The organism is Myroides albus, from assembly GCF_009711045.1.
GTDB lineage: Bacteria > Bacteroidota > Bacteroidia > Flavobacteriales > Flavobacteriaceae > Flavobacterium > Flavobacterium album_A.
Window position 1 is genome coordinate 18253 of record NZ_WMJX01000001.1, and the last position, 18409, is coordinate 36661.

Genomic DNA, 18409 nt, shown 5'->3' on the forward strand with positions numbered 1-18409 from the left:
ATAATCTACTATGTATTGACGTCAGCCACTGGATTTATTTATTGTCTTATATTCCATAGTGGTTTGAGAATAGTTATCAGGTTTAAGGTCATTTGTTGTTTCGTTTTACTTCGCATTTCAAGAGGGTTGTCTTTAAGGTATTTGCTTTAGTTCTATTGAAATAGATTATTGTATGTAAATTTTTGTATTTTAGAAAACCAACAAAAAACTTTAATTATGAAAACAATATCTTATGTGCATGGGGCATCCTCTATTCCCTTGCTGGGCGAAACTATTGGCCAAAATCTAAAGCGAACCGTTGATAAATATCCAGATAAAGAAGCTGTGGTAAGTGTTTACCAGAATTACAGGGCTACTTATCGCGAGTTTTATGAACAGACAACTCAGGTGGCCAAAAGTTTATTAGCAAAGGGAGTGATTAAGGGAGATCGCGTCGGTATTTGGGCACCCAATTGTTATGAATGGGTTTTGATGCAGTATGCGACTGCGCGTATTGGTGTCATATTGGTAAATATTAACCCTGCTTATCGCGCGCATGAACTTGAATTTGCAATCAATCAATCCGAAGTATCTTTTATTGTATCAGCTGAAAGTTTTAAGTCAAGTGATTATCGAAAGATGATTTCTCTTGTTTTTGAAGATTGTCCAAGCTTGAGGGAGGTGGTTTTTTTAGGGGAAGAATGGACAGAATTTTTGAAGCAAGCAGACCATATTTTTGAAGAAGATTTTGTTCTAATTGAAGAATCAGTTCAGTTTAGTGAGGCTGTGAATATTCAGTATACTTCAGGGACAACTGGATTTCCCAAGGGAGTTACGCTAACACATCACAATATTCTAAACAATGGCTATTTTATCGGTATTCGATTAAAGTACTCCGTAAAAGATAGGGTGTGTATTCCTGTTCCTTTTTACCATTGCTTTGGGATGGTTATTGGCAATTTGTGCTGTATTGCTCATGGAGCAACCATTGTCATACCCAATGACGGATTTGATGCTAATAAAACGCTGCAAACCGTTCAAGATGAAAAGTGTACTTCTCTATATGGTGTGCCTACTATGTTTATCGCAGAACTGCAACTTCCCAATTTTAAGGATTATGATTTAAGTACCCTGCGTACGGGTGTTATGGCGGGGTCTTTATGCCCTGAAAGTATTATGAAGCGCGTTAAAAGTGAAATGCACATGGAAGAAGTGAGTATCTGTTACGGAATGACCGAAACTTCTCCAGTATCTACGCAAACGCATATTGGTATTGATATAAAGAAGCAAACGACTACCGTAGGTACTGTGCAGGATCACTTAGAAATCAAAATTGTAGATCCAGAAACAGGTAATATTCTCCCTCGAGGAGAAGCAGGAGAACTTTGTACTCGTGGATATTCTGTTATGTTGAAATATTGGAATAATAGGACTATGACTTCAGAAGTATTGGATGACAATAGGTGGATGCACTCTGGGGATTTAGCGACAATGGATGAAGATGGGTATATCTCTATTACAGGGCGTATTAAAGACCTTATCATTCGCGGAGGGGAGAACATATCTCCGAAGTGGATTGAAGACTTCTTATACACTCATCCCGCTATTGCTGATGTACAAGTTATTGGTGTTCCAAGTGAAAAATATGGAGAGGAAATTATGGCTTGGGTTATACTCAAAGAAGGTCAAAGTGCAACTATGGATGAATTGAGAGCTTATTGTGATCAAAAGATTGCGCATTTTAGAATTCCAAAGTATTGGAAGTTTGTTACCGAATTTCCGATGACTATTTCTGGCAAAGTTAGAAAAGTAGAAATGAGACAAATAGCAATCGAAGAATTAGGTTTGTAGAAGATAAAAAGTTTTAACTTTGTAGTGTATAATATAACACAACAATAAAATGAAGATTTCTATAGGAAATGACCATGCAGGTCCAGCATATAAACAAGCAATTGTCAAGTATTTAGAAGAAAAAGGACATACAGTTACTAACTATGGGACTGATTCTTTTGATTCAGTAGATTATCCAGATTTTGCTCATAAGGTAGGTACTGATATTGATGAAGGCAAAGCTGATTTAGGTATCGTAATCTGCGGAAGTGGAAACGGTATAGCGATGACTGCTAATAAACATCAAGGTGTGCGTTGTGCTCTTTGTTGGACCAAAGAGATTGCTGAGTTAGCAAGACAGCATAACGATGCTAATGTGGTTAGTATTCCCGCTCGTTTTACGTCTATTGAACAAGCTATTGCAATTGTAGAAGCTTTCTTGAATACAGCTTTCGAAGGAGGAAGACATCAGAATAGAGTGAATAAAATTACTTGTGCCTAAACAAGTTTTAACAATATAGAAAAGTCCATAATGCTAATTATGGACTTTTTTTTTTGTATACTATTACTCTATTTCGAAGATAGCTTGTATTTCTACCACAGAGTTGACCGGAACAGAAGTAGCACCCAGAGTACCTCTTGCATGTTTGCCCTTCTCTTCGAATATAGCTACAGATAAGTCTGATGCCACATTCATTAGATTAGCGTGCTGAGCGTAGTCAGGAGCCGTGTTGAATATACCTGTTAGCTGTACGGTTTTCTTTACTCTGTTGAGGTCACCATCTACAGCTAATTTAAGCACCGCGATTACATTTAGCATCGTCTGTTCAGTCGCTTGCTTTGCTTGTTCTTCTGTGACATCTACACCTACCTTACCAGGATATAATACTTTACCCTCTTTTAAGGCTACCTGATTGATGAATATTAGATTTCCACTGCGTGAGTAAGGCGTGTAGTTTCCCACAGGATTTGGCGCTACAGGTAGTATGATGTTTTTTTGTTTAAGCGTGGTTTCTACATCAGTGACTACTTGTTTAGGCGTCATTTCTTCTTTCTTTTGAAAAGTTCCTTTTAAGGCTTTGGCAACTTTAGCGAAGTTTTGACCTTGCGTATAAGCGATTAGCAGTTCGCTTTCGCTGGGACGTTGTACCGTTTTGTTTGAAGCAAGGCTACTGGCTCCCAAGACGCTATTGCCTTGAGGGATGCTATTATCCAGCTTCTCCGTAGCTCTGATGCCATTCGGTACGAGTATCATCCCATGTACTGCTAAGCTGTTCCAAAACGACTGTAATGCGAGCTCCTTCCCTGCTCCGCTACCAGCAGACATAAATACGGCTGTAGGTATTCCCTCCAGAGCATGAGCAGTCCACAGATCTACAGTCTTCGCGAGAAAGGCACTCATCGGAGTACTGATGTTACCAAAGTACACAGGAGATCCCCATACGATGCCATCATAAGTCGGTAGCTCCTCAGGAGTAGCTATCTGTAGATCATGTAACAGTGCATTTGCTGAAGGTTGTACTATTTTTATAGTCGCCTCTGTGTGAGGGTTGCTTTCTATTCCCTTAGCGATTTCTTGTGCCATTCTATACGTACCACCTGTATCAGAGTGGATAAGTACTAATATTTTGGTTAGGGTATCTTTTGCCATGATCTGTGTCGTTGTGAAGAATAGTGTACAAGTGATTAGTGCAGTATATAATGCTTTCATATTAATTATTTAAAGTATAATCACAAAGGTATACTTGCAGTTTATATTATATTTGTCAAAAAATATATGCAAAACGCCAATATCAAATGTGGATTGACCGAGAAACTCTTAGGAGTATATGATGATACTAATGAGGTACAGGCGTATGTATGGTATGAAGACAACTTCGTTCACGATGAGTATCAGCACGCTCATCAGCGATATCAGCTCACCTACGTAGAACAGGGCTATCAGTACCTTCATGTAGATAACTGTATCTATCTAGTCCCTCAGTATCACATAGCATGGATACCTTCAGGACAGCAGCACGCTACTACCTCTACAGCGAAGGATATCAACCTAAAAGTACTGTTGTATAAAGAGGTGCCAGCTGACTCATTCTATGATCAAGTGCACATCTTCCCTGCTCCTACTGTGCTGAGGGAGATGCTACAGTATGTGACGAAGTGGAATAGAGTAATCGAGACAGAATTAGAGAAAGAACAGTTCTTACAGGCTATTCTTATGAGTTTAAAATCGTTCTGTGAAGAGAATCAATCGCTCCAATTACCTATTCCTACCGATCATAGGTTAATACCTGTATGCACGTATATCAATGAGCATCTTACCTCAACGCTTGACTTAGATGAACTAGCCAGTATCTCTACCATGTCTGTGCGCAATCTACAGCGCCTGTTCAAACTGGAGACAGGTATCACTCTACAGAAATACCTTCAGATCATCCGCATCTTGAAGAGTATAGAGCTAATAGATACAAGAGAATTTACCTTGAGTGAAATCGCTTTTAAAGTAGGTTATAAGAGCTTAGTGGCTTTTAGAAACTCCTATTTTGACATAGTGAAAGTATATCCTAAAATTAAAAAATAAGGGTATACACCCCTGACAAAAGGTTGTCACTACCCTACTCTACCTTTGCTCCATAATCTTAACAATATACAGAATGATACGAGTAAGTAATGCACCAGTGTGTGCGATGGAGTTCACCAGTTTTAGAAAGAAAACCACAGTAAATGATGACGAATTATTAGTTGCAGTAGCCCGATTTGAGCGTCAATTGGCGCAGGTAGAAGGTATTGTCTATCATACCTTGGTTCGCAACTATGATAACGAGTATGCTAATGTGCTGTTCGCTACTTCTATGGAGGTGATTAAGACCTTAGAAACAGTGATAGGAAACACCAAAGAAACCCAAGACTTCTTCAGTATGGTAGACATGAGTACTGTGCAGGTAGAGTATCACCAGATAAACAAGTTTAATTTCACAGTGCCTTCCTACTTTGGTTGTATAGAGAATGGTAAGTTTTCTCTTAAAGATACTACTCAAGCCTCTACTCTATTATCTGTCTCGGATGCTGTAGAACAAGCTTATCTCAAAGCTTTTGACAACACTAAAGGACACTTTATCTCCACTCGTGGCGATAACCAATATGCCGAAATCGTATTAGGTCAAACCTTTGGCAATACGAAGGAGATTTGCTACGGTTATTTTGGGAATGAAGCTTGCCTTTCTCTTCTTGGTTTAATCGACGAGAGCAGTATGAATCTTGGTTTTTGGTATGTGGTTGGATAAGTGAAATTAAACTACTTAATTATTTGATTATTGACTGACATAGAGCTATTTAACTGTCGCTGACTAAATGAGGTTGTCACTGTCAATATCTGTATAAGAAAGGCCAATTTAAGAGAAAAAGCTAAGAATCTGTTTAAGTACAAATTGTCTTAGAATAAAATCAGTATTTCATTTTTGTATCCCTACGATTGAGGTGGTCGGCTTGTGGTCGGTATTTGATAGGCATCTGGTCGGCTTAAAACATCGCAAAATAGCCTATCACTACCCTATCATCTACTAATCATCTACCGATAAGATGGAATAGTCTTTGTGCAACTTTATAGTACCAACCTATAAAACAAAAAATTATGGCAAAGATGTCACCAAAGGGAAAAATTACAGGAGTAAGTGGTCCTGTGTATTTTAGGTCTTTAAACAATGTGCAGATTGTACAAAGTAGGCCTAATCGCTCAAAACAAGACAAGGGCAAGAATCCTTCCGCTAAGCTGTTTAAGCACACGGCACAGAGCCTGAAACACATACGTAAGCATGTCGAATACTTCTTGGGGATGAGGTATGAGTCTACTGCTCATCTGCGATTGATGGGGCTTGTGATGACGGCCTTGCGCAAGAATACTGTACTACTGATAGCAGAGACTACACTATACAATACTTCTATTGCTGAGGTAGTCGGATTTGAATGGAATACAGCTAAGCTATTTACAGATACCTTCTTGGTAGATATAGCTGTAGAGGAGTTGGAAAATAAGGAGATAACTGTATCGGTGTCTCCTTTTATCCCGATAGAACAGGTGGACTTCCCTCCTATGTGTACACATGCAAGTTTGCGTATCGAAGGATTTTTCATGGCTGAGAATGACGAGATACTTAGTAAGCAAACAGGCACATTATCTATTGATTTCAAAAAGAGTGATGAGGTGGTCAGTCCTCAAACGCTATCTGTACTGATTCCCAATCGGGATTGTCTAAAGATGATGGTAGCTGAGATACAGTTCTTCTACCCGATTAACAACAATCCTGATCAATTGACACTGTACAACTCTAAGGCTTTTAATCCGAGTGTAGTGGTATATGTGGGGAAATGAGGGTATCTTTAGCTACGCAAAAAGCTAAAGTATAGAGATGAGAATGTATCTATGTATTAATAATCAAATGGGTAACATAGTAGGAATAATAACCTGCTATGAGTGTACTAAATGTGACGTAGAGATGCATAGTTATTTGATGTATATAGTTGCAGATGTGGAAATATCTCGGTAAATGCTAAAATAGCAAGGGTAAGGATAATTGTAAGATTTTTGAAGAGTAAAAATGGTTATGGAAAGAGAATTTAGGTTAGATGTTGTTTTGGAAGAAGAATCGTTGGATTTTACTACCATTGTAAACCAAATAACAAATGCTTTTGATATAGAGTTAACTGTAAAGAATCACAAAGGTAGATTGTTGGGAAAAGGGGTATGGGACGAAAGATACAGTTTTCAATTGGAAGATAAGTACGATGACTTATTTGGAGATCACGATCTCTTTTTTGAAATGGGGATAAAGTTTAGTGCTACTGTGGATGACTGTATCACTATACAACAAAAAGTACTGAGGAGATTGGATGAGTATAATATAGCTTGGAATAGGGTAATGTTGATAAAGTATTGAGTTAGTTTTCGTTTATTGAAAAAATGTTTTATTTTAGAGTAAACAAAAAAATATAAGTATGAAAAGGTCTTCATTGGAGGATTTGGAGGTAGTTGTTTAGTTACAATTATAGTAGATTCAATTAATAACGTAGATTAGTTCTTGGGAAGTTTCTACAAAAAGATGTTTTAATTATGAAGAATCGCAAGTATTTAGCTATCGGGTTTGGAGTATGTATCTTGATATACTTGATAGATCACTCAGATCGATTTTTAGAAGGTGTAAGAGACGCATTGTCTTTATAAATAAATATACCCTACAAGCTATGTTATATTGCTTGTGGGGTACTTATAGCAAATCTGTAATATCGTTTTGGTGTATTACTTATAATAAGTTAAGAACTCCTCTATAAGGTATGGAGGGTTGGCTTGTTTTGTCCAACTTAAGGGTAGATCATAGTACTCTAATTCGTGGATAATAACAGGTATGTCTTTGCCTAATTTCTCTTTTAATAGATTGGATTGATGTAGCTCTTGTACTATAGAAATAATCACTTCCATAAAAGCTTTCTGAACTTGTTCGTCTTTCGCACAAATAGCTCTATAGGCGGTATCATCGCCTTCTTCTTCTAAATCCTCTGCTTCCTCCTGCTCATCGTCAGTATAATACCATCCAGAGTCTTTGATAAACTGCTGTAAAACGTTGTCTTCACCACCTAATGTCTCTATCTCGTCTTGCAACCAAAAGGCAAAGTTCCACTTCGCTTCCATCGTATCACTGGCATTGTTTTGCTCAGCGATTACTTGAGATGCTGTGTTGTAACTGATATAGATAACAGGGCATCTCGGGTCATCATTATCATTGTCCTTCCAAAAAGATAGTGCGTATATATCTTCCATTTTCTCATTAGCTATTGCTGCTATTGCTCTTTCTACTTTTTTAAATAAATATGTATATAGTTTTGCTCTATCCATTACACTGTTTTTGGAGTTTATTAAACAGCACTAAAAGTAGTAATTAAAGCAGTATAACGAAGGGTTTATTTAGTCATAGAATATTTAGTTTTCTCTACCACGTCTTCCAATCATTAGAAGTAAACTTCCACTCAGGAGTTTGGATGATGTCGTTATTGAGGTCATACCAAGGGCTGTTGTCTGTAGCATTAGGGTTCTTTAGAATCTGTAGCTCCTGAGCAGGCATATAGCTCTGTGCTAAGAGGACTACCTTGTCCCCTGCTTCATTCTGAGCCATATCTACTACGATAATGGCATGGCCTATAGGATTGCCTGACTGGACTAAGATATCTCCTATCTGTACATCCTCTTTAGAGATAGATTGGAGTTGTTGTTTTAGTGAAGCCGTGTTGGCATAGTTAAAAATGTGTTCAAGGTATTCCCAATATTTTTTAGGGGAATAGTCACCCTTAATATACTCTATGTAATATCTGGGTTTACCATCAGAAACGAAGTTAAAGGCTATTTCGTCATATCGCTTTTGGCTGTAGAGATAATCAGCTCTTAGACGCATAGTCGCATCAGCACATTGGTGTAAGTCTTTCTTCCCTATGGGTAAGTCAATGACAGAGGAATAGACATAAGTGGCATATTTCTCTTTGCCGTTATAGTATTTTACAGTTTCTCCAAAGGGTTTTAGTGGTAAGTGTTGTAAGTGGTATCCAAAGTCAGAGGTGGTGTAAGTAAGACGTGTATATCCCTTAGGTGTGTTGTACCTCTCTCCTATGCTCATACCTGTAGCGTTGATGTAGTTGATCTTTTCTTGTGCTGTTGTAAATTCAACAGATGCGTTAGCCTTGTTGTTTTGACAAGAGATGCACAATATACAAGAGATAAAAGCAAGGAGGTGTTTCATACAGACTTTTAGATTATAACGATATTAAGTAAGTAGATAGTATCCTATGAAACCTAAAAAAGGTTGATTGTGTAAAATCAAGTATGAGCAAAAGGTCAATTGATTAAAAGGTTAAAGTCTATTGGAATGTCATACTAATATGTTTCGATGTATATTTATAGTTCGGTTATTTAATCGTGTTTTTAAAACACTTTAAAGTATTAAATCAATGGAAAGTAAAGAGAGAATATAATTATTAAGACTTATGACTGTGGTTATAGGTCTTTTTTTATTGATATTATCGTTTAAAGAGAATAAAGAATACTGCTACTTGTATGGCTAAGATGGCATAGAATTTAACTTTAAAAGCGTCTTTAGAGATTTTGTGTCTAAGTTTCTTCATCGCAATCCATGCTCCCAATGTTCCTCCAAAAAAACAGAGTGTCAGAAGATTTTTTTCTGCAACTCTTCGCCTGTTCTTTAAGGCCTGTTCTTTGTCATAAGCGAACATTGAAAAGGCTAAGTAATTTATGATAAACAGGTATAAGAATAAAAACTTCATAGGGTTTAATTATTGATACAAAGGTAGTATTTTAGCTATTCTTAAAATAATTAATTATGACGTTGATTGAGTTTATTCAACAAGCTGTAAATGCAAGTGCGAGGAGTATTGAGAACACGTTATCTCTTTTTGGAGAAGGATGTACAATACCTTTTATAGCCAGATATAGAAAAGATAGAACGGGAAACCTCGATGAGGTAGTGATAGAGAAGATTGCTCGCTATAGTGAGTTATATGAAGGGATAGTCAAGAGAAAGGAATCTATATTAGGTGCAATAGAGGAGCAGGGTAAACTGACAGATGAATTAAAGAGTAAGATTACAAATAGCTTTGATTTGACGGAGATTGAAGATCTCTATTTACCTTATAAAAAGACTCGTAAGACCAAAGCTGATACAGCAAGAGAAAATGGTTTAGAGCCATTGGCTAAAGTGATTATGGCTCAGAATGCTCATGATGTAGAGTCTATTGCTGCGAAGTATCTTAATGATAAGGTAGGAAGTGAAGAAGAGGCTATACAAGGAGCCTCTGATATCATCGCAGAGTGGGTGAATGAGAATATGTATATACGAAAATTACTGAGAAGAAAGTTTCAACGCAATGGAGTTATTTCGACAAAGGTTGTGAAGGCTAAGAAAGACGATGAAGCGGCTCAAAAGTTTGATCAATACTTTGATTGGACAGAACCTGTTTATAAAATACCAGCCCATCGCTTACTGGCTATTTTAAGAGCCGAGAAAGAGGGTTTCATTAAGTTTAGTATAGCTATAGATAAAGAGGAAGCGCTGCGTTTTATTGGTGACAATGTAGTTAAAAGCGAGAACGAATGTGGTAGAATAGTAGAAAAGGCTGTAGCAGATAGCTATAAGCGTCTATTAGAACCGGCATTGTCTAATGAAGCATTGGCAGAGGCAAAAGAGAAGGCAGACTTGAATTCAATACAAGTATTTGCTGATAATCTTACTCAATTGTTACTGGGATCTCCTTTGGGAGAGAAGCGCATTTTAGCTATTGATCCTGGTTATAAGACAGGGTGTAAGGTGGTGTGTTTAGATGAACAGGGAGATTTGTTGTACAATGAGACAATATATCCACATGCACCACAGAAAGATACGACTATGGCAATGAAGAAGATTCGCTCTATGGTGAATGCTTACAATATAGAAGCTATTGCGATAGGCAATGGTACAGCCTCAAGAGAGACGGAGTTCTTTATCAAGAAAATTGCTTTTGATAAACCCGTTCAAGTGTTTGTAGTTAGTGAAGCAGGAGCATCAGTTTATTCGGCATCAAAGATTGCCAGAGAGGAGTTTCCTTCGTACGATGTAACAGTTAGGGGAGCAGTCTCCATAGGAAGACGTCTATCAGACCCTTTAGCTGAATTGGTAAAGATAGACCCTAAGTCAATTGGCGTGGGACAGTATCAACATGATGTAGATCAAACCCTATTGAAGAAAGAACTGGATAGTGTGGTAATAAAGTGCGTGAATACAGTAGGGGTGAATTTGAATACTGCAAGTAAATCGCTATTGAGTTATGTATCTGGTATAGGTGAGAAGATGGCTGAGAATATTGTACAATACCGAACAGAGAATGGCCCTTTTGAGAGTAGAACAGCGTTAAAGAAAGTACCTCGTTTAGGTGAAAAGGCATTTCAACAAGCGGCAGCATTTGTTAGAATTAAGAATGCCAAGAATCCATTAGACGATTCTGCTGTACACCCAGAGGCTTATGGTGTAGTAGAGAAAATTGCAAAAGATATGAAAGTATCTATAGGGGATATGATCTCTAATAAAGAGCTAATCGCTAAAGTAGATGCTAACAAATATACTACTGGTGAGGTAGGCGTATTAGCCCTTCAAGATATTTTAAAAGAGTTAGAGAAACCTGGATTAGATCCTCGTAAAGCGGCGAAAGTATTTGAGTTTGATCCCAATGTAAAGCATATGAGTGATTTGAAGATAGGGATGGTGTTGCCAGGAATAGTGAATAATATTACCAATTTTGGATGTTTTGTTGACATTGGTCTAAAGGAAAGTGGTTTGGTTCACATTTCTCAACTTAAAGAAGGATTTGTATCTGATGTGAATGAAGTTGTCAAGCTACATCAGCATGTGGAAGTGAAAGTAACAGATGTGGATGAGGCTAAGAAAAGAATACAATTAAGTATGATTTTATAAAAAAAGCTTTGCAAACATAATTTTGGCACGATACTTGTTTTTATTACTTACAACTGAATTTCAATAGGTTTTGTTTAGATAAACAAACAAATTAAGTTAAGTAGTGTTTTTATTATGTTTTATAAGTGAAGAGCCTTTCTTTTTAGTGTTTAGAAAGGCTCTTTTTTTTATATAAAGTAGTCGTAAACAAAAAAAGCACTATCAACCGGAGTTTATAGTGCGTATAATATTACAATTAAATAGTGTTAACTATTCAGTTTTGCTTTCGTCTTTAGTATCTTTTTTAGTTACTTGTTGAGCATTGTCTTCTTTAGTAGCATCTTTAAATTCTTTGATACCACTTCCTAATCCTCTCATTAATTCAGGTATTTTTTTACCTCCGAATAACAATAGGATTATCGCAACAATAATAATCACTTGCCACGGTCCAACCATTCCTAAAAAAAAGTGTAATGCGTTCATATTAATTTGTTTGAAACATTAAGTTCTCGCAAATATAGGAAGAAAATTATAAAACCACTGAATCTGAATAATTTTATTATATTTTTAAGAGTGTTTTCGATATTAAAAATTACTTTTAAGGGGAATTAAATAAGGAGATAGTAGATTCATAAGTACTATAATTGTTATATTTGTTTATTAAAAGCGCAACTTATGTCAACAAAAGACAAGAAATCAAAGAGATGGAAGAGTAAACTTTTAAATAAGTACCGTGTTGTTATCGTTAATGATAGAACTTTTGAAGATGTAAGGTCTTTTAAATTAAATCTTTTGAATGTCGTTGGTGCAATGACGGCATGGATTTTTCTATTGATTTTATCTACCGTTATTTTAGTTGTATTAACTCCAGTTAAGGAGTATATTCCCGGATATTCTTCTGCCGATTTGAAGCAAAGAGCGATTGAGCTAACCTTAAAAGTTGATTCATTGGAGGTCGAATCTGTAAAGAATAAAGCCTATTTGTTAGCCGTCAAGAAGATCTTACTCGGCGAGGTGGAGTCAACACACAGCAACTTGGATTCTCTTAAAAAATCAGAAGTACCTGTTGATCAAATCGTGCACAAGGAACCAAGTGAAAAGGATTTAAAGCTTAGAGAAATGGTGCGATTAGAAGATAAGTATAACTTGTTTCCTGAGGCTACGCCTAAAGTAAATCAAATTCTTTTTTCGCCTATTGATGGAGAAATCGTCAAGAGGTTTGATCCAAGTATATCTCATTTTGGTTTGGATTTTATGGCTGCTAAAGGAACTCCAGTCAAGGCTATATCAAAGGGTATTGTACTTTTTGTCGATTGGACCTTGAGAGATGGATATACTGCGATAGTGCTACACGAGGATGGAATAATTTCCGTGTATAAGCATCTGAATACAATGGTAAAAGAGGAATATGACAAAGTTAGTTCGGGTGAAGTATTAGGCTTATTTGATGGTAATTTTGAAGATGAGTTAAATAAAAGTAATAAGAAGTATTTTCATTTTGAATTGTGGAAGGATACATATCCTTTAGATGCTTCGGTATTTATAGATATTGAATAATAGAATATGTCATTAAAATCTTTTGGTGCAAAAGTATTTGCATCTATTATACATAAAAAGAATCAGAAATGGATTAATAATCCAGTAGAAACACAACATAAAGTGCTCTTATCTTTGCTCAAAACAGCTGGGCAAACCAGTTTTGGAAAAGATCATCACTTCTCAGAAATAAAAACGCATAGCGATTTTGTAAATCGCGTACCTATTCGAGATTACGAAGGGCTGCGTCCCTATATCGACAGAGTAGTTGAGGGAGAAGCTAATGTACTGTGGAAAGGCAAGCCTCTTTATTTTGCCAAGACTTCAGGAACTACTTCAGGAGCTAAATATATACCATTGACAAAGGAGTCAATGCCTTATCATATCAGTGCTGCAAGAAACGCTATTTTGGCGTATGTGCACGAAACAGGTATTGCGGATTTTGTAGATAGAAAAATGATTTTCTTGCAAGGGAGTCCAATTTTAGAAGAAAAGAATGGAATAAAACTCGGCAGGTTATCTGGTATTGTAGCTCACTTTGTCCCTGCTTATTTGCAGAAGAATAGACTTCCAAGTTTAAAGACAAATTGCATTGAAGATTGGGAAACGAAAGTTGATGCTATAGTCGAAGAAACTGTACATCAGGATATGAGTATTATTTCGGGTATTCCAAGTTGGGTGCAAATGTACTTTGAGCGTTTGGTTGTCCGAGAAGGTAAGTCAGTAGGTGATATTTTCAAGAACTTTAATTTATTCATCTACGGAGGAGTAAATTACGAACCTTATCGCGCTAAATTTGAACAACTAATAGGAAGAAGGGTTCCGTCAATAGAGTTGTTTCCTGCCTCAGAAGGCTTTTTTGCCTATCAGGATTCTCAGAAAGAGAAAGGACTATTGCTCTTGTTAGATGCAGGTATCTTCTATGAGTTTGTGAAAGCAGAGGATTTCTTTAATGAGAATGCCAAAAGATATACCATTGGCGAGGTAGAACTGGGCGTGAATTATGTTTTGATTATTTCTACAAATGCTGGTTTATGGGGATATAATATTGGAGATACAGTTCAGTTTGTCAACTTGAAACCTTACCGTATCGTTGTGTCTGGACGTATTAAGCATTTTATCTCTGCTTTTGGTGAACACGTCATCGGCAAGGAAGTAGAAACGGCTATAGAAGAAGCTATGAGAGGAACGACTATTCAAGTGAACGAGTTCACAGTGGCTCCGCAAATAACACCAAGTGAGGGGTTGCCTTATCACGAGTGGTTTATCGAATTTGGCAGTGAGCCAGAGCACTTGGAAAGTTTTGCTTTGAAAATCGAGCAATCCCTTCGAAAACAAAATAGTTATTATGATGATTTAATTGTCGGAAAGGTTTTGCAAACTTTGAAAATTAGAAAAGTGACTAAAGGAGGATTCCAAAACTACATGAAGAGTATTGGAAAACTGGGTGGGCAAAATAAATTGCCAAGATTGAGCAATGATAGAAACATTGCAAGTGAATTAGAAATTATAAATTAAATATTGACGTAATATGAAAGGTATGAAAGAGATTAAAAATATATCAAGAACGAGAGCACAGGTATCGTCAGCAGCAGTGGAACGCATGTATATTACTATGCGTCACCTGTTTAATAGAGGGTTTTATAAGCCCATGGGAGTGTCAGGAGATACCTTAAGAGAAGCCTTATTGGAGTTGCGTCCAGAAATATATGGTACAATTGCAGAAGAAAAAGTAGAGTTGAATGGGTTGTTATACGTGATTGAGCGTCTTCCTATCGGAATAGAAGAGTGTCGCTATATTAACTTGACTTCGGATGAAGGATATACTTTTTCGCATTTTACTGCTATCGTGCCACCAAAGAGAAGAAGAAATTGTTACCGCATAGATGAAGAACAAATGAATATCGAGATTACCAGAGGTAGATCTGATATCTATGATGTTTTGACTCACTTGACTTTTATTTTTATTGAATCGCATAAAATTAAAGATCGCGTTTTAATTGGTGAAGATGGTAAAGTGACCAGAGATTGGCGAAAAATAGAGACGGCAGCCAAGAAAGAAGAACCTTTAGAGTTAGAGGAGAAAGAGGTAATTATGTCGCACTTATCTAATGTTTTGGGACGTTCTTTCGCTGAGGTATTAGATGTCTATGAGAAATTTGCAATAGAAGAAAACCCAGATCGATTTTTAGATGTTATCTATTGGTTGGGTAAATTAGCGATAGAAGAGGATGTATTTAACGACAAGAGAACGATTACTTTTAGTCCATTGTTAAGAGAGCGTTTAGGACATCATATTTATGGAGAAATTTGGTCTGATCGCATCAAGGAGGTTTTGACTAAGAAAGGTTTGTTAGAGCGTCCTATTCATATCATCAGTGCAAATATGCATAGTGTGATGAACTCAATTTTTGCTCCATCTGTTGTTAAACAAGAGTTAGAAGTTACTTCTGAATTGGGAATCTATGAGGAGTTGAGTAAACCTGAGAACAAGCATCTAAGAGATCTTGTAAATGAAAGGGCAGAGAGAGAAGGAATGGTGTTTCTTAAAGATGAGTCAGGTACAAATATTGATGTTCAAATTTTTGATACTGCTAAGATTAACTTTGCCAATACTAATTTTAAAGGACAGCAAATTGAGGGGGAATACCCTGTAATTATCGTTATGGATTACGCTTTTGGAGAGCAGGCTTATGAGACGATTGACGAGCTTTTGAAACCGTATAAAAAGACAACGATGATTGATGTAGAATCAGTGTCTATTATGGGGAAAGCTGGTATTTTAGTTGGAGGTAAAGGGGATATTATGATCCCATTTGCTCATATTAACGAGGGTACTGGAGATAATTATCCATTTGACAATGAGTTGACAGTCGAGATGTTTAAGAATGATGATATCCCAGTTTTTGGTGGTACTATGGTAACTGTATTGGGAACGTCGCTTCAGAACAAGGATCTATTAAAATTTTTCCACGATTCTACATGGGGAGTAATTGGATTAGAAATGGAAGGAGCACATTACCAAAAAGCAATTCAAAGTGCTTCTAAGATTAGAAAGAGTATTAATCCAGATGTAAAAGTTAGATATGCTTACTACGCTTCTGATAATCCATTGGAAACAGGAAGTACACTTGCCTCTGGTGGTTTAGGAACTACAGGTGTGAAACCGACGTATTTAATTACGATTAAGATATTAGAGCAAATATTTAGTATTAAGTAGAGAATTTAATTATGGGAGATTCGAATAATCACAAGTCGCAGGACTTAGATGAAATAGACTTAAAGTATTTAAAAGAATCTGCAGTATCATTATTTGATACTGTAGGTTTTGGTATATTTAGACTAATAAGATTAGTGTTGAGCTATTGGTATCTTTTTACTCTGGCAATAATCATAGGTGTTGGTTTAGGGTATTACAAAGAGAGTAATATTCCTGAAAAGGCTCTTGAAGAGCAAGTTTCGAATGTACAAAAAGATATTCAAAAGTATAGTATTCTTATTTCTCCTAAAGTTGAAAGTGTTGATTACTTGAAGTATTTGGTTTCGAGTAATTTCAAGAATACTTTTAGCTCTCAAGAATTGTTATCATCTAGATTAATTGGAGTAGATGACATATATAATTGGTTGAGTAAAGATTCCAGTTATGTAAAAACATTAGCTTTGATCGGAACTAATTTGAATAGTCATGAAGACCTAATTCAAAATTATGCTACATCAAAGAATTATCATTATCAAGATTTGAGAATAGAAGTAAATTCAGATTTTGAGATTAATAGATTTGTAGAAGAACTTCAGAATTATTTTGATAGTTTACCGTTGTTTAAGAAAAAGTTAGAGCTTGCTAAGCAAGGACTACTTTTAAAACAAATAGAGTACTGTAAAGACTTGGAAAGAATTAATCATGCTCTTGATATTGTTAAGAACGGGAATAAACTATCTTTAGATAGTGAATCGAGAATATTGAGTTTAGTTAAGTTTAAGCACGAGTTACTTGAGTTGATACAGGATAATGAATTTGAATTGTTGGAGAGTGATCATGTTGTTTATTTGCTTGGAGTAGTAAAAGATGAACGAGAACTCGATAAACACTATGTAGGAAATGTTGTAAAAGAAGCGTCAAAGAATAAGATGATCATGTATTCATTGTTTTTGATTCTGTTAGTTTTTATCGGATTAGGTGTTTATAAATTATATACTCACTACAGTAATCGAAAATGATGGCATAATGAAGATTAAAGCAACAAATATAGAAGGCTGTTTTGAATTGTACCCTACTGTTTTTAATGATGAGAGAGGATATTTTTTTGAGAGCTACAATAAGGTGACCTTTGAGAATTTATCGGGACTTAAGGTTGATTTTGTACAAGACAATCAATCTTTTTCAAAAAGAGGAGTTCTAAGAGGATTGCATTTTCAGAGAGGAATATACCAACAGGCGAAGCTTGTACGTGTAATTAAAGGTGAAATAGAAGACGTTGTAGTAGATATTCGCAAAGATTCTCCAACATTTGGTCAGTACTTTAAAACAGTACTTTCTGCTGAAAATAATAAGCAAATTTTTGTACCAAAAGGATGTGCACATGGTTTCTTAGTATTGAGTGAGGAGGCTTTTTTTAATTATAAATGCGATAATTATTATAATAAAGAGTCAGAGGGGGGAATTTTATATAATGACGTAGATCTTAATATTCCATGGAGTATTAGTGATAGTGAATTGATTATTTCAGATAAAGATCAAGTGTTACCAAGATTTAAAGATATTAGTGCATTATGAAAAAAGTACTTGTAACAGGCTCAAAAGGACAGATGGGGCAAGCATTAAAATCAATCTCAGGAAATTATCCTAAGGTTGATTTTGTTTTTATGGATAGAGATAGCTTAGACATTACGTGTCAATCTGTTGTAGATGAAGTATTCGATAAGATTCTTCCAGATTATTGTTTTAATTTTGCTGCTTATACAGCCGTCGATAAAGCAGAAGAAGATGTAGAATCGGCCTTTAAGATTAATGGAGAAGGAGTATTTAATTTGGCAAAAGCCTGTGTAAAACACAATACTATATTGATTCACCTTTCCACTGATTTTATTTTTGATGGTACAAAATCTAGTCCCTATTTTAAAGATGATATTCCCAATCCGATAAATGTATATGGTGTTTCTAAGTTGAAAGGAGAGGAGTATGTAAAAGAGATTCTTCAAAGTTATTATATAGTTCGTACTTCGTGGTTATATTCTGACTTTGGACATAACTTTAAACAGACAATGTTAAGGTTGTCGAATGCGAACGACGAGATAAATGTGGTAGATGATCAGATAGGAGCTCCTACTAATGCGTTAGAGTTATGCTGTTTTTTAATGAATTTAATGCAAGAAAAACGAGAGTATGGAGTTTATCATTATAGAGGAGAGAAAGTGTGCTCTTGGTATGAATTTGCAGTATCTATTTTTAGAGAAAATAATATAAATATAAAAGTTAACCCAATAACTACAGAGGAGTATCCTACTAAAGCAAGGAGACCTAAGTATAGTGTGTTGGATCTTGGTTAGTTCTTAGTTATTTTAAAAGATAGAGTTAATATATTATA

At 36.0% G+C, this 18409-nt stretch carries 18 protein-coding genes; 13 read left to right on the forward strand and 5 right to left on the reverse strand.

Features of this window, described 5'->3' with window-relative positions:
* Positions 1-216: 216 nt before the first annotated feature.
* Together GJV76_RS00085 and rpiB are read left to right on the forward strand one after the other, a co-directional pair.
* Positions 217-1830 carry an AMP-binding protein gene (locus GJV76_RS00085; RefSeq protein ID WP_155090608.1) on the forward strand — a complete coding sequence of 538 codons (1614 nt, stop codon included), beginning with the start codon at positions 217-219 and terminating at the stop codon, positions 1828-1830.
* 49 nt (positions 1831-1879) lie between these two features.
* The gene (rpiB, locus tag GJV76_RS00090) at positions 1880-2311 is read left to right on the forward strand and encodes a ribose 5-phosphate isomerase B (protein WP_155090609.1); all 432 of its coding nucleotides are present in this window, start codon (positions 1880-1882) and stop codon (positions 2309-2311) included.
* A 63-nt stretch (positions 2312-2374) separates the two neighbouring features.
* On the opposite strand, the gene GJV76_RS00095 is transcribed toward rpiB, so the two are convergent.
* Positions 2375-3520, reverse strand: coding sequence for an Atu1372/SO_1960 family protein (locus GJV76_RS00095; protein WP_155090610.1), 1146 nt, complete (start codon positions 3518-3520; stop codon positions 2375-2377).
* A 66-nt stretch (positions 3521-3586) separates the two neighbouring features.
* Here GJV76_RS00095 and GJV76_RS00100 point away from each other — a divergent pair, with 66 nt between their 5' ends.
* The 4 genes from GJV76_RS00100 to GJV76_RS00115 all read left to right on the forward strand — a co-directional run bounded on the left by GJV76_RS00100 (position 3587) and on the right by GJV76_RS00115 (position 6740).
* Positions 3587-4387, forward strand: a complete 801-nt coding sequence (locus GJV76_RS00100) for an AraC family transcriptional regulator (RefSeq protein ID WP_155090611.1) — start codon at positions 3587-3589, stop codon at positions 4385-4387.
* Between the two features lie 73 nt (positions 4388-4460).
* Complete coding sequence (locus GJV76_RS00105) at positions 4461-5090, forward strand: hypothetical protein (RefSeq protein ID WP_155090612.1); 630 nt, start codon at positions 4461-4463, stop codon at positions 5088-5090.
* Positions 5091-5437: 347 nt separating this feature from the next.
* Complete coding sequence (locus GJV76_RS00110) at positions 5438-6175, forward strand: hypothetical protein (protein WP_155090613.1); 738 nt, start codon at positions 5438-5440, stop codon at positions 6173-6175.
* A gap of 232 nt (positions 6176-6407) precedes the next feature.
* Complete coding sequence (locus GJV76_RS00115; protein ID WP_155090614.1) at positions 6408-6740, forward strand: hypothetical protein; 333 nt, start codon at positions 6408-6410, stop codon at positions 6738-6740.
* Positions 6741-7099: 359 nt separating this feature from the next.
* On the opposite strand, the gene GJV76_RS00120 is transcribed toward GJV76_RS00115, so the two are convergent.
* The 3 genes from GJV76_RS00120 to GJV76_RS00130 form a co-directional block, all read right to left on the reverse strand.
* Positions 7100-7693, reverse strand: coding sequence for a hypothetical protein (locus tag GJV76_RS00120; protein WP_155090615.1), 594 nt, complete (start codon positions 7691-7693; stop codon positions 7100-7102).
* Between the two features lie 94 nt (positions 7694-7787).
* A complete protein-coding gene (locus GJV76_RS00125) occupies positions 7788-8588 on the reverse strand; it encodes a DUF4846 domain-containing protein (RefSeq protein WP_155090616.1) in 801 nt (266 codons plus the stop codon).
* Between the two features lie 277 nt (positions 8589-8865).
* Positions 8866-9129, reverse strand: coding sequence for a DUF1294 domain-containing protein (locus GJV76_RS00130; protein WP_155090617.1), 264 nt, complete (start codon positions 9127-9129; stop codon positions 8866-8868).
* A 56-nt stretch (positions 9130-9185) separates the two neighbouring features.
* On the opposite strand from GJV76_RS00130, the gene GJV76_RS00135 reads away from it, so the two are divergent.
* Positions 9186-11309: a Tex family protein gene (locus GJV76_RS00135; protein WP_155090618.1), complete on the forward strand. Its 2124-nt coding sequence runs from the start codon at positions 9186-9188 to the stop codon at positions 11307-11309.
* Between the two features lie 249 nt (positions 11310-11558).
* Here GJV76_RS00135 and GJV76_RS00140 read toward each other — a convergent pair whose 3' ends face one another.
* Entirely contained in the window at positions 11559-11771 is a 213-nt protein-coding gene (locus GJV76_RS00140; protein ID WP_155090619.1) for a twin-arginine translocase TatA/TatE family subunit, read from the reverse strand.
* Positions 11772-11963: 192 nt separating this feature from the next.
* Between GJV76_RS00140 and GJV76_RS00145 the strand changes: the two genes are divergently transcribed.
* The 6 genes from GJV76_RS00145 to rfbD are packed head-to-tail and all read left to right on the forward strand — an operon-like array spanning position 11964 to position 18371.
* Complete coding sequence (locus GJV76_RS00145) at positions 11964-12845, forward strand: murein hydrolase activator EnvC family protein (protein ID WP_155090620.1); 882 nt, start codon at positions 11964-11966, stop codon at positions 12843-12845.
* A 6-nt stretch (positions 12846-12851) separates the two neighbouring features.
* Entirely contained in the window at positions 12852-14342 is a 1491-nt protein-coding gene (locus tag GJV76_RS00150; protein ID WP_155090621.1) for a GH3 auxin-responsive promoter family protein, read from the forward strand.
* Between the two features lie 22 nt (positions 14343-14364).
* Positions 14365-16044 (forward strand): DUF6909 family protein, encoded by a 1680-nt coding sequence (locus GJV76_RS00155; RefSeq protein ID WP_155090622.1) that lies wholly within the window; start codon positions 14365-14367, stop codon positions 16042-16044.
* Positions 16045-16055: 11 nt separating this feature from the next.
* Positions 16056-17042, forward strand: a complete 987-nt coding sequence (locus GJV76_RS00160; protein ID WP_155090623.1) for a hypothetical protein — start codon at positions 16056-16058, stop codon at positions 17040-17042.
* Between the two features lie 7 nt (positions 17043-17049).
* On the forward strand, positions 17050-17598 hold the full coding sequence (gene rfbC, locus GJV76_RS00165; RefSeq protein ID WP_155090624.1) for a dTDP-4-dehydrorhamnose 3,5-epimerase: 549 nt from the start codon (positions 17050-17052) through the stop codon (positions 17596-17598).
* Positions 17595-18371, forward strand: a complete 777-nt coding sequence (gene rfbD, locus GJV76_RS00170) for a dTDP-4-dehydrorhamnose reductase (RefSeq protein ID WP_155090625.1) — start codon at positions 17595-17597, stop codon at positions 18369-18371. Before rfbC ends, rfbD begins: the two co-directional genes overlap by 4 nt.
* Positions 18372-18409 lie beyond the last annotated feature (38 nt).

What these genes read in the sequence shown, in the direction of transcription:
- GJV76_RS00085 (WP_155090608.1), top strand. Translation starts at nt 217, where the DNA reads ATGAAAACAATATCTTATGTGCATGGGGCATCCTCTATTCCCTTGCTG.
- rpiB (WP_155090609.1), top strand. Translation starts at nt 1,880, where the DNA reads ATGAAGATTTCTATAGGAAATGACCATGCAGGTCCAGCATATAAACAA.
- GJV76_RS00095 (WP_155090610.1), bottom strand. Translation starts at nt 3,520, where the DNA reads ATGAAAGCATTATATACTGCACTAATCACTTGTACACTATTCTTCACA.
- GJV76_RS00100 (WP_155090611.1), top strand. Translation starts at nt 3,587, where the DNA reads ATGCAAAACGCCAATATCAAATGTGGATTGACCGAGAAACTCTTAGGA.
- GJV76_RS00105 (WP_155090612.1), top strand. Translation starts at nt 4,461, where the DNA reads ATGATACGAGTAAGTAATGCACCAGTGTGTGCGATGGAGTTCACCAGT.
- GJV76_RS00110 (WP_155090613.1), top strand. Translation starts at nt 5,438, where the DNA reads ATGGCAAAGATGTCACCAAAGGGAAAAATTACAGGAGTAAGTGGTCCT.
- GJV76_RS00115 (WP_155090614.1), top strand. Translation starts at nt 6,408, where the DNA reads ATGGAAAGAGAATTTAGGTTAGATGTTGTTTTGGAAGAAGAATCGTTG.
- GJV76_RS00120 (WP_155090615.1), bottom strand. Translation starts at nt 7,693, where the DNA reads ATGGATAGAGCAAAACTATATACATATTTATTTAAAAAAGTAGAAAGA.
- GJV76_RS00125 (WP_155090616.1), bottom strand. Translation starts at nt 8,588, where the DNA reads ATGAAACACCTCCTTGCTTTTATCTCTTGTATATTGTGCATCTCTTGT.
- GJV76_RS00130 (WP_155090617.1), bottom strand. Translation starts at nt 9,129, where the DNA reads ATGAAGTTTTTATTCTTATACCTGTTTATCATAAATTACTTAGCCTTT.
- GJV76_RS00135 (WP_155090618.1), top strand. Translation starts at nt 9,186, where the DNA reads ATGACGTTGATTGAGTTTATTCAACAAGCTGTAAATGCAAGTGCGAGG.
- GJV76_RS00140 (WP_155090619.1), bottom strand. Translation starts at nt 11,771, where the DNA reads ATGAACGCATTACACTTTTTTTTAGGAATGGTTGGACCGTGGCAAGTG.
- GJV76_RS00145 (WP_155090620.1), top strand. Translation starts at nt 11,964, where the DNA reads ATGTCAACAAAAGACAAGAAATCAAAGAGATGGAAGAGTAAACTTTTA.
- GJV76_RS00150 (WP_155090621.1), top strand. Translation starts at nt 12,852, where the DNA reads ATGTCATTAAAATCTTTTGGTGCAAAAGTATTTGCATCTATTATACAT.
- GJV76_RS00155 (WP_155090622.1), top strand. Translation starts at nt 14,365, where the DNA reads ATGAAAGAGATTAAAAATATATCAAGAACGAGAGCACAGGTATCGTCA.
- GJV76_RS00160 (WP_155090623.1), top strand. Translation starts at nt 16,056, where the DNA reads ATGGGAGATTCGAATAATCACAAGTCGCAGGACTTAGATGAAATAGAC.
- rfbC (WP_155090624.1), top strand. Translation starts at nt 17,050, where the DNA reads ATGAAGATTAAAGCAACAAATATAGAAGGCTGTTTTGAATTGTACCCT.
- rfbD (WP_155090625.1), top strand. Translation starts at nt 17,595, where the DNA reads ATGAAAAAAGTACTTGTAACAGGCTCAAAAGGACAGATGGGGCAAGCA.